9 protein-coding genes are annotated in these 13,642 nt (G+C 38.9%); 4 read left to right on the top strand and 5 right to left on the bottom strand.

The features are described from left to right. The coding region (locus DDE80_RS12395) for a helix-turn-helix domain-containing protein (protein WP_153060904.1) at positions 1 to 305 on the bottom strand (305 nt) is incomplete at its 3' end. Positions 306 to 386: 81 nt separating this feature from the next. Here DDE80_RS12395 and DDE80_RS15325 point away from each other — a divergent pair. Beyond that, a complete protein-coding gene (locus DDE80_RS15325) occupies positions 387 to 542 on the top strand; it encodes a hypothetical protein (protein ID WP_201261537.1) in 156 nt (51 codons plus the stop codon). A 120-nt stretch (positions 543 to 662) separates the two neighbouring features. Further along, positions 663 to 2,594, top strand: coding sequence for an S-layer homology domain-containing protein (locus DDE80_RS12390; RefSeq protein ID WP_108308138.1), 1,932 nt, complete (start codon positions 663 to 665; stop codon positions 2,592 to 2,594). A 42-nt stretch (positions 2,595 to 2,636) separates the two neighbouring features. On the opposite strand, the gene DDE80_RS12385 is transcribed toward DDE80_RS12390, so the two are convergent. The 4 genes from DDE80_RS12385 to DDE80_RS12370 form a co-directional block, all read right to left on the bottom strand. Then, the gene (locus DDE80_RS12385) at positions 2,637 to 4,577 is read right to left on the bottom strand and encodes an N-acetylmuramoyl-L-alanine amidase (RefSeq protein ID WP_235612335.1); all 1,941 of its coding nucleotides are present in this window, start codon (positions 4,575 to 4,577) and stop codon (positions 2,637 to 2,639) included. Positions 4,578 to 4,752: 175 nt separating this feature from the next. After that, on the bottom strand, positions 4,753 to 5,667 hold the full coding sequence (locus tag DDE80_RS12380; RefSeq protein ID WP_108308137.1) for a C40 family peptidase: 915 nt from the start codon (positions 5,665 to 5,667) through the stop codon (positions 4,753 to 4,755). Between the two features lie 279 nt (positions 5,668 to 5,946). Continuing rightward, the gene (locus DDE80_RS12375) at positions 5,947 to 7,005 is read right to left on the bottom strand and encodes a CAP and S-layer homology domain-containing protein (protein WP_108308135.1); all 1,059 of its coding nucleotides are present in this window, start codon (positions 7,003 to 7,005) and stop codon (positions 5,947 to 5,949) included. A 58-nt stretch (positions 7,006 to 7,063) separates the two neighbouring features. Beyond that, positions 7,064 to 10,996 carry a coiled-coil domain-containing protein gene (locus DDE80_RS12370; protein ID WP_108308133.1) on the bottom strand — a complete coding sequence of 1,311 codons (3,933 nt, stop codon included), beginning with the start codon at positions 10,994 to 10,996 and terminating at the stop codon, positions 7,064 to 7,066. Between the two features lie 221 nt (positions 10,997 to 11,217). Between DDE80_RS12370 and DDE80_RS12365 the strand changes: the two genes are divergently transcribed. Both DDE80_RS12365 and DDE80_RS12360 read left to right on the top strand, forming a co-directional pair. Further along, entirely contained in the window at positions 11,218 to 11,898 is a 681-nt protein-coding gene (locus tag DDE80_RS12365; RefSeq protein ID WP_108308131.1) for a hypothetical protein, read from the top strand. Beyond that, positions 11,898 to 13,295, top strand: coding sequence for an efflux RND transporter periplasmic adaptor subunit (locus DDE80_RS12360; protein ID WP_108308130.1), 1,398 nt, complete (start codon positions 11,898 to 11,900; stop codon positions 13,293 to 13,295). Before DDE80_RS12365 ends, DDE80_RS12360 begins: the two co-directional genes overlap by 1 nt. The last annotated feature ends 347 nt before the right edge of the window (positions 13,296 to 13,642 follow it).

Below are 13,642 nucleotides of genomic sequence, written 5' to 3'. Positions count from 1 at the left end.
TTGAAGCGAGGTGCATCGTTTTGCTTCTTAAAGAAGCGAGAATAAGCATCAGCGAGGTTTTTGAGTGAAGATTGAATCGCAATGCTGTCCACCTCTTTTAACCAAACTAATTCTTTCTTTAATTGGGGTAATTGAGAAGAACACGAATTGTAAGTCAAACCTTTTCCTGTTGCCTTATAAGTATCGTTCCATTTTGCGAGGAAATGATTGAATACAAAACGAGAACAACCGATTGTTTTAGCAATCCGTATTTCTTGTTCTTTGCTTGGATAGATACGAAATTTATATGCTTTATTGACCAACATGACTTTCACCTCCCTGTGTGTTATGATATACATATTATATCATATTTGATATTCATTTTATATTATTTTGGAGGTGAAAACATGGAAAAACAATCAGTCGTATTACGATTTCCTAAAATTCTTTTAGATAGAGTGGACGCATACAAAAAGAAAAAGGGTTTTGGAACTCGTACACAAACTATTTTTCATCTATTACAGATGGCACTCGAACAGTCGGACAATCGAGATAGCAAGTAAGCTACCTCTTGTCCGAAGGCGATTCATCTCCCACCTACTCACTGGGCTACGCCCTTCACGTTCCTTGAGGTAGGCGTATTCTCGCCTATTTTTGATAAAATTCCATTTAGGAGGTAGATTATGAAAAAATTATCATTTAGCGTGTTTTTTCTCGTATTGTTAACATTTTTACCAACCGCACACGCTAGCGCACAGAAAATTGGTGTCATGTTTTCGGAAAGTAGCGAAAAGTATGCTAAAACCACACACCCAAGCGGAAGTTTCACGAGCCCTAACACAGGTCGTGTACAAACCGTATACCCAAAGGTAGATTATAGCTCAACACTAGACAAAGAGCTAAAAGCTTACCATATGTATAAACAAATGGGCTATGACGTAGAAAAGGTTTCGGAAAGTATGTTAAGCGATGTTAATGCTTTGACGAAATTTGATGCGGTTGTGTTCCCGTATACCGTTATGATGAACCACCAACAACGCGAATCATTAAAAGCTTATATTCGTGCTGGGGGCGGCGCAGTGTTTGCTTTCCAAGCTGCTCGTAACGAAAGTGCACATTTCCCTCAACCAGGAAAACCTGATGTATCGCCACTCATTTTCCACGCTGACTCTTGGATTTTTGAATGGGATAACTTAACAGAAATTTTCCAATCTCGTTTTATTGATGATGTTAAATTACAAAACGCTACGGTAACCGCGGGTAACAGTACCCACCCTATCGTCGCAAATGCACAAGCTGAGCTAGGTCGTAAGCTAGCCATGACAGATACATCTTACAACTGGGTAGAAATTATTAAACCTTGGCAAAACAAAAATAATAATATCCAACCTGTGTTATTTTTCTCGAAATATGATGCTACAGACAAGTCTGCAACGATGAGTGCTGATACATATGGTGCAGCGCATGCCATCCAATATGGTAAAGGGCGTGTTGTACAAATTGGCTATAAAATTATGGACTATATTCATGTCGAGGCAGATGACAACTGGGAAGATCACACTAAAGGGTTAGCTTTTAGCGATAAAAAAGGAAATGAAGATGCTAAAGCCTTTATGAAAGCTTCATTAAACTGGGTCAAAGCACCAAACCAAAGCAACAACAAGCGTCAATATAACTTATCGCTATATACAGACGGTTTACAAGCTTATGTATCACCGCGTGGCTTCGTTTACCGCTCAACAGCTACCGTTAAAAACAACGGTAACGTACCTGCCCGTGGTACACTAAAAGTGGAAATTTTAAATAGTAGCGGTAAAGTTGTAGGCACAAGCCACCAGCGCTACCTACCAGGGCTCGCTGCAGATGCAACAACAAATAACGCAGATAAGCGCGATGTCAGCAAGCACCATGAAAAATTTGAAATCTATCTCAAAGGCTTACCTGCTGGGGTTTATACTGCACGTACAAGCTTTACAGAAGGTCGCCTTGACCAAAAAGCAGTCGGCTTCAAATTTAAAACGATGGCTGAAGTAAAAACATTCCACTATGCGGGTGGCAATACACATGCTCGCTTTAGCGCTGTGCCAATGTTCCGCGATGTATCACAAAGCGGAGGGGCCTACTATGATATTAAAAACTTACATGCTTTAGGCGTTGTAACAGGCTATAATGCCACAACATTTGCACCAACAAAAACCATTACTCGCACACAAGCTGCTACAATGGTTTTACGCGCACTTGGCGTATCACCTTCAAGTAATGCTAACTTAAATGTTAGTGATTTACAGCGCGGTCAATACGGTTATGATGTGTTAGCAACTGCAGCACAGTATGGTATCATATCTCCGCAAAACGGTCGCATTAATGGTAATGCACCAATGACGCGCGGCGATATGGCACAAGCATTAGTAAACGGTTTTAAACTCGTTGGACCAACGACACGTAACTTTACGGATGTACCTGTCACACACCAACATTACAAAGCAATTCAAACCTTAGCTGCACTTGATATTACGACAGGGTACCAAGATAGTTCATTCCGCCCTGAACAGCCTATGAATCGTCAAAACTTCTCACAATTTGTTAACCGTACTTTATATAACCAGGCTAAATAAAAAGAAGCAATCGCTGCTGTCAGCGATTGCTTCTTTGCTTACTTATTGTTTTGAGTAGTACTGTACGATACCTTGGTAAATAGATTCTGCATAAATTTCTACATATTTATCAGAAACTAATTTCGCACGGTCTGTGTCGTTTGAAATAAAGCCAAGCTCTACTAATACTGCTGGAATAATCACATTGCGCGTTACGTAATATGGTGCAGTTTTAACACCACGGTTATACATATTGGCATTTTTAACAATTTGTGAATTAATAAATGTAGCTAAATCTTGATCTTCTTTATACATATCGCCAGCTGTAATGCTGTAATACGTTTCTGTACCATGTGCTGTCGAACTACCGAATGAGTTAACATGGATACTTACGAAAATTTCCGCTTCGTTACGGTTTGTAAAGTCTACGATTTCTTGAAGCTCTAAAAACTTATCTGTCGTACGCGTTTGACGCACATCAGCACCTGCTGTACGAAGTTTTTGTCCTACAAGATTACCTACTTTTAAAACGATTGATTTTTCGTTATAGCCGTTTGATACAGCGCCTGGATCTTTACCACCGTGACCTGGGTCAATAACGATAATGCGGTTTTGTAATGGTAAGCCGTTTTGATTTAATAGCTTTAAGTATGATTTATACACCCAAGCTGATTGACCATTGAAGTTAATATTTGCCCAGTAACCTGAGATTTGATTAACTGCTACGCGTTGACCAAGACGTAATTGACCAAGTTGTTTAGATTGATTGTTTGCTTGTGCACGTACGTTAACATAGTCCACTGTTACACGACCTACTGTAGCCGTTGGGCCTGAAGGTGCTGTTGTTGGTGGAGTCGGTTTTGGTTTTTCCTCTATTACAGGTGGCGGTGTAGGCGTTAAATCTGTTGTGCTTTCCCCTACGATATAACCTGGAATATTTTTGTATTTAACTTGGTAATAGCCTCCCTCACTCGTATATACCTCAAGCTCAGTACCCGCTGGTACTACACCTACTTGCGTAATTTTTTTACTAGATGAAGTTGCGCCATAATATAAATTTAAATCTTGATTAGCTTTCACTTTTTTTGTAACATTTGTTAGCGGCTGTCTTGTCTTTGCATCAATATATTCTGCATACTGGCTACTAATATAGGCAAACACACCGTTATAAGTAACTTTTAGCCAGTCACCTTGAATATCATATACTGCCAAGTTGCCTCCTGCATTCACTTTTCCAATAATATTATTATTTTCAATTTTAGGCTCTTGACGAATGTTCAAACCATTTGTTGTAGATCTAACAATAGCGATTACATCTGCTGTATTAGGCTTTTCTGGAATGTTAGTTTCACCTTCTACAGGTAATTTCAAGCGGAATTTCTCATCGCTTGCACGTGCTACAAATAACGCAAATTGTGAACGAGTTAACGTGTTTTTAGGATTAAATGTGCTAGACGTTACAGCTAAGCCACTATAATAAATAGTATTAATCGTAGTAGCATAAGGATGGTTTTTATCAACATCATCGAAAATCGTATCTAAACCTTTATATCTTTTTTCATCTAAGTTAAAGGCTTTTGTCAGCACATAACTCATTTCTTCACGTGTTAAGTATTCATTAGGATAAAATTTATTATCTTTAGATACAGGGAAGATACCTAACTGACGAGCTTTTTCAATATAGCCGCCTAGTGAATCACCTGGTTTAACATCTTCATAGCTAGGGCGCTTACCACTTAATGGTGTATTACCACTCGCAATAACTACCATCTTAGCTACTTGAGCTCGAGTTACTGTATTTTGTGGCTTGTAGTACTGCTTGCCGTCAATCGTATATCCTGAAATAACACCTTTCTCTAATAAATAATTTACCTCATCATAACCCTCTTGATTAACTGTAATATCTTCAAACTGATTGTTTGCTAACACATTATTTGGTAATGCTAAAACTGTAGTTATTGTCAATAAAAATACCAAAAAGTAACTTAGTTTAGTACGCCACACAATGACGTCCTCCTTCCATAACTGTTCCTTAGAATATCCATAAGCCTCGGCAACTAATCCAATATACTTTTAATATCTTTTACTAATTAAACACTCCTCTACTTGCTTTAAACATAAAAAGGGAGTATTGCATATGAGCAACTCCCTTTCATTATTAAAATCACACATTACTATTTTATTTAGCTGCGCGCTCAATAAATGTTTTTAATTGCTCTTTCGTTAAAGAATCATTTAAGCCAAATGTGCCATCGCCTTTACCTGTTGTAATACCGTTAATTGCTAATGCGTTAACGTATTGGTATGCCCAGTGATCAGTAGTAACATCACCAAAAGCTACTGGCTCTCCCTCACCTTGTAAACCAAATGCAATGGTTAATACTTTTGCTACTTGTGCGCGTGTAATTAATGATGAAGGATTGAATTTACCATCAGCATCCCCCGTAAAGATACCTGCTTTACGCGTTGCTTCGATAGCACCAGCGTACTCATGTGTAGGTTTTACGTCTTTAATTTGTGTGCCATCTACAATTTTATCTGAAGTATCTAAACCTAAAGCTGTTGCAATCTGATGAGCTACTTCACCGCGTGTTGCGTATTTAGCTGTATCAATTGCTACTTCTTTAACTTCTTCTAGATTTGTCATGCGTTTTGCACCTGCATAACGGCTACCCCAGTAGTATGGGTCGTTAATGCTAGCATAACCAACACCTGTGCTTGTACCAGAGTGAATCATTTTGCCATTACCTACATAAATACCTACGTGGCTTAAGCTACCTGGACCTGCTGTATTAAAGAAGATTAAATCACCTGTTTTAAGGTTGCTTTTTGAAACACTTGTACCACGAGCGTATTGATCCCATGTTGTACGGCCGATGTTTACACCGATATCAGAGTAAACACGTTGTGTGAAGCCTGAGCAGTCAAAACCTGCTGTTGTTGTACCGCCCCAACGGTAAGGAATACCTTGGTATTGATTAGCTTTTTGAATTAATTCCGTTGGTGATGCAGCCTCTGCTGTATTGTTTTCACCTGGTGCTGTTGTAAATAGCATGAATGCTGCGAATACTGGTAATAACCACTTTTTCTTCATCTTGTTAATGTTCCCCTCTCAACTTGTAAACTGTTATATAATCGAATATGAATAATTTTTAATGTTATGCGGTCTGTTTTTGACCTGTATATAGACTATCATAAATAAACCCCTTTTTACTTTTCAATTGTGTAACGCATACAAAAAGCGCCACAAACGTTATTAAATCAACGTTTGTGGCGCTTTTTATCTTTTCAGCATACATTATCTATACCCGTTTGTAACACTGTTGTAACATTGTAATACAGCTTTGTGACTGTTTTTAAGATGATTTACTAATTACTTGCTAGAGAAATGCTGTACCCAGTAATAATTACTCTCTTTATCCTTTTCTATCGCTACACCAATATGGGTATAATTAGGGTTCAACATATTACGGCGGTGCCCGGGTGAATTAATCCATCCTAGTATGGTATGTTGTGGTGTTTTAAAATAACGCGCAATATTTTCGCCGTACCCTATAAATTTATAGTCAAAAATTGTAGCCATATCCCAAGGTTGGCCATACGTAGCAGACTTATGTTCAAAATAATTATTTTTTGTCATATCTTTAGCTTTAATAACTGCTATTTGCTCTAATGAACGATCGTAACGTAAAGGGGGTAAATTGTATTGCGCTCGATATTCGTTTGTTAAACGAGCTATCTCTACAGACCAAAGTCGGTAATTTGACACTGTATCTATGTTTGTTTTATTTAAGTAGTCATAAATCAAACTATAGTTAGTATGTTCTTTATATTGAATCGCACGTTCCATAATTACAGCGAGTTGGGCGCGTGTGACATAGCTCTCTGGTCTAAACTCATAAATGGTAACGCCATTCATAATATCTGCAGCTGCTACAGCTCCGACATAGTTATACGACCATGTTTTCTTCGTCACGTCTTTATACGTTAAAGCATGCGCTGTTTCATATTCCATATTTGCCGCAATTGCTACCATTTTAGCCACATGGCTACGACGCAAAAACTTATCACCATTAAAGTGCTCCGTATTTTGTAGAGCACCTATCGCAACTAGCTGTTTTACTGCTTCGTAATACGGTGCGTCCTCTTCGACATCTGTAAAGGCAAGCGGCGGCGCTTCTTGTTCCTCGTCCATTAATGTAGCGATTACTTCACTCGCCTCTTGTCGTGTAGCGAAGGCTTCAGGTTCAAAGTGTGTACTGCCTCTTTCTAAATATCCTTCACTCACTAATCGATTAATGGCATCATACGCCCAGTATTCGCGCGGTACATCTTCATAAATTTGCGCTTTAGCTACAGTCGGGTAGCTAAAAACGAGTAAAAATAGTGCCGCAAAACTAATAAATTGGACATGGTAACGTGTTTTGCTCATTTCATCCCCCTTACGAAAAATGGCTATCTGGCTAAACGTCTGTCAGATAGCCTTTTTCTTAAATTTGTTTACTATAATCTTCTAGCATAAAGGCATTGTGAATTAAACGTCGTTGATCTGACGTTAACGCATCAAATGCTTTTTGTGCTGCTATTACTTGTTTTTCAAAGTTCAATGATTGTTCGTCAATCGTCGCAATGGCATTAATTACTTTGCGGGCTGCCGTAACATCTTTATTAGCTTTATCTAGCTTGTCATAGTTAATAACATGTTTACGTAGCGCTGCTGGTAATGATACATAAGCTGCTTGTGCATCATCTACCATCGTGAAGTAATCAGCAGATGTTGGCGAAATACGCGCAATGGTTTCCATTACTTTATCAAGCGTTGCTCGCTGTGCCTCAGCTTCTAGTAGCTTATCGTAGTTAGATACACGCTGCTTATCTGCACTGCTCAGTTGATTATACTCTTTACGCACCAATTGTACGAGACCAAAATAATTTGGATCTGATGGCTTTAATGCTTCAATTTTGTCATGCACCTTAATAACGTCTGTTAACGTTAAAAAGACTTTAGCATTGTACACATATTTACGTTGTGTAGCGTCGAGTTTATCGTAAGCTTTCATCACAATTTGATATTGCTTAGCCATATCACGCGCGGTAAAAATACCGTCAATCTTGTTGACAACGTCTTGTACGGGCTTAGCAATTTTTTCTTGTTGCTGTAATAAAGGATAATTTTTCACAGCACGCTTACGTTCAGCAGTTAAGCCATTGTAAATATTACGCGCTTGTTGCACATTTTTTAAGAAGTCTTCTGCTGGTGCATTTGGTAAAGATGCGATGAACTCATCAATATCCGCTGCTCCTGCAATGTTTTTTTCAGCCTCTAATAAGTTAGGTAAATTAGGTACGAGCGCTTGGCGTTCTTCATCGAGTGAATTATAAATTTCACGGGCTTTTTCGACATCATCATGGTAGGACTTACTCGTCGGTTTAATTTTATCAATCAAACCTGTTACTTCAGCGACTGGCTCATAGTATGCTAATCTCTCATAGTTAGTTACGAGTGGACGCTGATTGCGGTCTAGTTTACCGTAAGCCGCTCGAGCTGCCAGTGTATCTTTAACGAAGTTCGTCATTTCTGGATCGATACGGTCGATTAATACCATCGTCGTTAACACAGGTTTAACCGCCTTCTCATGATTCATTAACTCTTTTTGATTACTTACTAAACGCTTTTGTTGAGGTGTTAAACGGTCAAAGGCAATGCGTGCATCCGTTAAACTTTGCATATATGCTTCATGCTTAACGTCTTCAATTGCAGTCTCAATAAGCGCGACGACCTCCCCTACTTCACCGAGTTGCTCCTCAGCCTCTACAAGCACTTTAATATTAGTAATGAGTGCTTTTTCGCGCTCGCTTAACGCTTCGTACGTGCTGCGCAAGGTTGCTACGTCTTTAGCAAATGTTTTTGATGTTGGGCGTAACGCTGCAATATCGCCAATGAGATAAGCAACAGGCTCTACGCTTTCTAAGTCTTTATAATTCGTTACGCGTGCCTTAGCAATCGGCGTTAATTTATCATACGCTTTGCGGGCAGCCGCCACACGCTTGGCATAATCGCGGTACCCTGGATCTAAGTTTTGAATGAGTTGTACGACTTTAATAACCGCTTTATTTTCACGTTCAAAATCTGTCAATATTTTAGCGTTTTGCACGAGGCGTTTAACACCGCTATCCATTGCTTTATAAGCTGTTCCTAGCTTTGCGACTTCCTCGATCATTTTTTCTGGTGGCGTTGCCGCTAACGCCATAATTTGTTCATCTAAAGCATCTGCTTCTTTAATAAAGTTTTCAGCTTCTAGTAAATTTCCGTAGTTAAAGATCTTTTGTTGCTGACTACTTTGGAGTGCATTATATGCCGTGCGTAACGCTAATACATCGGCACGGTACGTTTTGGCAGTAGGGCGTAATTTATTTAATTGCTCAATTAAATCGCTATATTGTAGCGCTTCTTCAATAAATGGATAGTTGGTAACATACGCTTGTTGCATGCTTGGCAACTTATCATACGCTTTTTTAGCGCTATTTACTTTGCTTGTGAAATTTTTTGCACCTTCATCGATGTTATCGATCATGTCAATGACACGAAGGACAGCTTTATAGTCTTTTTCATGTGCAGTTAAATCTTTACTATTTGTGACAGCTTTACGTGCATTCGTCGGTAAATCATTAAATTTAGCACGTGCTTCTACCATCGTATTTATATAGGTAGCTTTATCACCTTTGACCAATGTATCTAACGCGTCAATTAATTTTACGACATCAGCCGCCACTTTTTTCTCATCTTCCATTACGCTAATTTGATTGTCTAATTGCGTAATACGTTTTGCCGTAGCTACCTGTAAATTGGGCTCTTGAATCGTATTTTTTAAAGCGGTATGCATCGCGCGTAATTTTTGCAGTTCATTAGCGTAATCATAATGCGTTGGTTTTAGCTTTTTGACAGCTTGCTCTAATTCGGCAAGTGGTACGAATGTTTCTAGACGCTTGGCATACGTTAGCAAGCCACGCTCGGCCTTTGTATATTTATCAAGCGATTTTTTTGCACTTAGTGTTTTAGTTGCAAAGGACTTGTCAGCGGGATGTAACGCTTCAAGTTGGTCATCGAGCTTTTCTAACGCTTTAATTTGACGCTCCCATGTTGTTAAATCTTTGCTATTATTAACGAGGCGTTGCGCATCTTTATCCAGTTTATCGTACTGTTCGCGCGCTTCTTTTGCTTTATCAATCGTAGTAATAGCGCTAATTGCCCTTTCTACTTCTTCGACTTCCTCAACGACATTTTGTTGGGCTTCGAGTATCGCTGTTACTTTATTTACTTCACTTTCGTTATTAGCTGTAAATTGCGTCGCTAACTCCGCTAGTTCTTTTAGCTTTGTACGGTAGGCAGGGCTATTAGAAGGACGCAGTTTTGTTACTCCTTCAATAAATGTACCTTCATTGATAAAAGCATCGAGCGTAGCTTTATTTATTAAAGCTTGGCCTTCTGCTGTTAAACGGTAGTAAGCTGTATCTGCTTCTTTAATGGCACGTAAATAATCGGCGGTTGTTTTATAGTCTTTATTAGCAAGCTCATCTAGTAACGCTTGCAGTTTACCTACTTCATCAGCAATTTGTTCCGTTTGGACAAGTGTCGCAAATACAGGCTTAGACTCGCCAGGCATCGTAAATGCTGCAATGGCACTTTGTCCTTCAGGTGAACTGTCATTGTACGCTTTACGAATTTTAGTCGCTAATTCATCCGCTGTTTTAATCGCTTGCGTTTGATGAAATTCTTTTAATAATGTGATTGTAGGCTCAATTTCTGCTACTACTACCCCTACACGCTCAAGGTGAGGAATATTAGCGCCTTGGTCAACAAAAAATTTCTTTTGATTAATCTTGCTATTACCATACTGCAAAGCTTGTCCCACAAATTTATCGATAAGAGCAGGAGTTGCTTGGTCAATGATAGCTTTATAAGTTGTGTTAGTCGATGACATTTTGCTATCAATATCTTTATAATCTTGCTGTACTTCACTTGTTTCATACGCCTCTACTAATGAACTGTGCGTAAATAATAAAGGTGCAATTTTTTGACCGAGCTTTTGAATTTCGTCTCGATAATTAAAATAATCATTAATATATGTAACTTTTGCTTTAATGATGGTAAGTTCCTGCGACGTAAAACCTAAAGTATCTAGCTCATTTGCTGTAATATAACTTTGGGCTAAAGTAATTTGCTCGCGTGGTGAGAGCTCCGTTAACCCGTGGACGAGTGTAATGAGTTGCTGTTTTAACACCACCGGATCCGTAGACATCGTTGCTTGTGTAGGAAGTGAAGCTGAAGGTTGTACAGCAGGCGCTGCCTCTGCAATAGGTGTAAGTATCGCAGGCACAAGTAACACACCTGCTAATACACTCGCTTGTAATTTCTTATTCAATAACCTCATCCTTTCAAATTTAGCTTTTATGTAGTTTACTTCTATATAAGTATATGCTTTATATCGGTCAAAGGTGTCATTTTTTTAGGAAAATGTTTAGGTTGTCATAAGGAAGGCAAGTAATTTACGTAGTAGCTAATGATTTTGGTATCGTTATAGTGCAAGTAATTGTATAATGAACATCATACTGTTTGTAATGAGATAAAGAGAGGAAGCTGTGCATGTTTTATGATTACGCATTTTTTAAGAGCTTATTTCACCCCTCTACCCTAACAAATGCCTTAGCAAAAGAAGCCGAAATTCGCGGGTACAAACTTCGTGTAGGCATCGTGCTATTTTTCACGTTACTTATTTTTGCTCTGCAAAATTTATGGGGGATGGGCACAGCCGGACTATCGTACTTATTTGCCACAAATGAGACGAGCGCTTATTTTGTAGCTCGCGTCATTTCATTTGTCCTAGCGATAATCTGGGCTATTTTATTTTTTGTCTTCCATTATTATTTAATCGCCTTTGTACTAGCTACTTTCACAGAGCTTCCTAAGCCTTGGGTACGCCATGTACAATTGTTTGTCGTTGCGATTTTTATGGTCGAAAAAGCGATTTTACTCGCTGTCTTTTATGCGGTTGGTTTTACAACAAATTTAAATTTCTTTTCATTAGCACCACTGATCGCAAAAGTGACGTCCGAACCAATCATTTTGTTTACAGTTAATCAGCTATCCGTATTTTCGGTGTTAGCGATTATTGTACAGTACGCATTTCTTAAGCGTTGGATGGAAGCGTCGGCACATAAAGGCTTACTCGCTAAAATTATTGCCATCCATGTCGTACTTGCGATTATTATCGGTTTACTAAGTAGTATGCCGCTACAACAATGGATTGTAAGGGGGCTTGTATGATGTCTCGTTTACGTACATTTATTCAAGATAAACCGTGGCAGTTTGCTAGCATTACCATTGGTTTTATTTTAGTAGCTGCTAGCATTTACGCTACGTTCGAAAAAAACAGTGCAGTTACACGCACATACTTCGTCGATGAATTTAAGCGCGCAAATGCTAGTGAGTATGATGCTCGCATCGAGCGACCTGCAATTGTGACGCCAACGACAACTGAACTCGTGACAGCAAAAGCAGACGAGCTACAATCCATCGAAGTCCAACTCGGTGACGTTGTAACGTCAAGCCAAGAGCTAGCGATCTATCAAGGTAGCGAAGTAGATGATGTGCGTGCTCGTTTAGAAAAAGAGCGCAGCGCTTACCAGCGTGAACTAAGTGATTTACAATCTGCTTTAGCCACAATCGAACGTGACTTACGTAGCTCGCGCAAGCCTGAAAGCAGCATTAAAACACAACAAAAAGAAAAAGATTTAAACGTCAATGTGCAACTTGACCTAGCCCAATCCGAATCGCCAGCAACAGCAAAAGCTATTATCGAAGGCAATATTGCACAAGCTAATCGCCAAATTTCGATTGTCGATGCGCAAATCAACGAACTGCAAGCACGCCAAAGTGTAAGTAGCCCGGTTGATGGCGTTGTCGCTGATATTACAGAGTCTGGCGGCTATGTAACATTTACTATCTTTAGTGACGAGCGCAACTTACGCACGTATGTTACAGAAAAAGATTGGCGCCAAATCGAAAGCAATGATTTTGTTGAACTTGCGATTAAAAACAATGAGGTCGAAGAAGAGAACCAATCAGAAGCGTTACGCGCGGCACTTGATAAACATCGCAAAAAAATGGAAATCGAAGCACCTGACCATCTTTTAACAGGTGTTGTGGCACAAAAGTTATTATTACCTGCTGACTTCACAAATTTATGGACAGCAAACTTTAACGTGCTACATCCTATGAAGAAAAAAGAAGCCTACTATGAAATTGCAATCACACCTGATCAAACGATTGAAGAAGCACCATTTGCTGCAGATGGCAATGTCGCTATCGTTACAGATGAAGCAACAGATGCTAACCGTGTACCGAGCGACTGGATTGTCGAAACAATCGAGCGCGATGAGGAAGATGAGTTTGCGGAGCCTTACGCTGTAGATAACATTTACTATATTGACTATGATGGTAAAGTGCGTCTAGAACCAATTGATATAGCGTTTGAACACAAAAATAAAACGGTATTTACAAGTTTAATTGACGATGGTGCACCTTTATTAAATAGCGCAACGCGTGAACCACTTGCGCGCACTTTCCGTACGATGCCAATGACATTAGAGAAAAAACAATGGCGTGCTTTTAAAAAGCTTAAATGGAAAGATTATGTAATTTATGCGGTGTCGGGTCATTAATAACATGCTGTATCACTAAAACAGAGTGAATGTAAAAGTCTTTGACTTCTTACACTCACTCTGTTTTTAATACATTTCTACTTAAATCGCCTTACCCTAGTACTTATTCAGCTACATTTGCTTTGCACTATAATTATGTTACAATCCAACTATATATTTCTTAAATTTGAAATGCCTTATAAAATTAAGTCTATGCAAGAAATATATTTATTATCACGCCTGTTGATTAACTAAGTTTTACCAATAAAATGCAATAAAAAAGAGAGATTCCATGTAAAATGTAAGTTACCACACCAACATTTACGAGGAGGAATCTCTCATGGCTAAGAATACCACGATTTTCACGT

The organism is Metalysinibacillus jejuensis, from assembly GCF_003057615.1.
GTDB classification, from domain to species: Bacteria; Bacillota; Bacilli; order Bacillales_A; family Planococcaceae; genus Metalysinibacillus; species Metalysinibacillus jejuensis.
The sequence above is the reverse complement of the archived record's forward strand: the minus strand, read 5'-3'. Positions and strand labels throughout refer to the sequence as shown.

Excerpts from the sequence above, each read along its gene's own strand:
- DDE80_RS15325 (WP_201261537.1), top strand. The coding sequence starts at position 387 with ATGGAAAAACAATCAGTCGTATTACGATTTCCTAAAATTCTTTTAGAT.
- DDE80_RS12380 (WP_108308137.1), bottom strand. The coding sequence starts at position 5,667 with ATGAAGAAAAAGTGGTTATTACCAGTATTCGCAGCATTCATGCTATTT.
- DDE80_RS12365 (WP_108308131.1), top strand. The coding sequence starts at position 11,218 with ATGTTTTATGATTACGCATTTTTTAAGAGCTTATTTCACCCCTCTACC.
- DDE80_RS12360 (WP_108308130.1), top strand. The coding sequence starts at position 11,898 with ATGTCTCGTTTACGTACATTTATTCAAGATAAACCGTGGCAGTTTGCT.
- DDE80_RS12375 (WP_108308135.1), bottom strand. The coding sequence starts at position 7,005 with ATGAGCAAAACACGTTACCATGTCCAATTTATTAGTTTTGCGGCACTA.
- DDE80_RS12390 (WP_108308138.1), top strand. The coding sequence starts at position 663 with ATGAAAAAATTATCATTTAGCGTGTTTTTTCTCGTATTGTTAACATTT.